At 45.8% G+C, this 413-nt stretch carries 1 protein-coding gene; it reads left to right on the top strand.

Annotation, left to right across the window (positions count from 1 at the left end):
• Positions 1–57: 57 nt before the first annotated feature.
• Positions 58–413: transposase (locus H5073_RS18650; protein WP_182680738.1), on the top strand; the 356-nt coding region annotated here is incomplete at its 3' end.

Genomic DNA, 413 nt, shown 5'->3' with positions numbered 1-413 from the left:
GGTAGCGTTCATAATTCTGTGTCATTTCAGTAAACTGTACAAAAACAGGAATGACACATGACTCAACCTTTTAACTTTGAACAAGCCCTTAAAGATCTTCAAGCGGGTAAAAATCTCACAGGCAAAGACAGTATTCTTGGCCCCTTGATTAAACAACTTACCGAAGCGGCCCTTCAAGCCGAACTCGAGCAGCACTTGGCTCATGATGAGCAACCTAACCGCAAGAATGGTAAGACGGCTAAAACGATTAAGCATCCCTCAGGCAGCTTTGAGCTAGACACGCCTCGCGATAGAAATGGCTCCTTTGAACCTCAGCTCATCAAGAAGAACCAAACCACGCTCACCGATGAAATTGACCGCAAAGTGCTGTCAATGTTCAGCATGGGCATGAGCTACCGTGACATCAATCAGCA

Origin of the sequence: Shewanella sp. SR44-3, assembly GCF_014163735.1 — a bacterium.
Taxonomy (GTDB): domain Bacteria; phylum Pseudomonadota; class Gammaproteobacteria; order Enterobacterales; family Shewanellaceae; genus Shewanella.
This window is presented reverse-complemented; position numbering and strand designations above follow the sequence as displayed.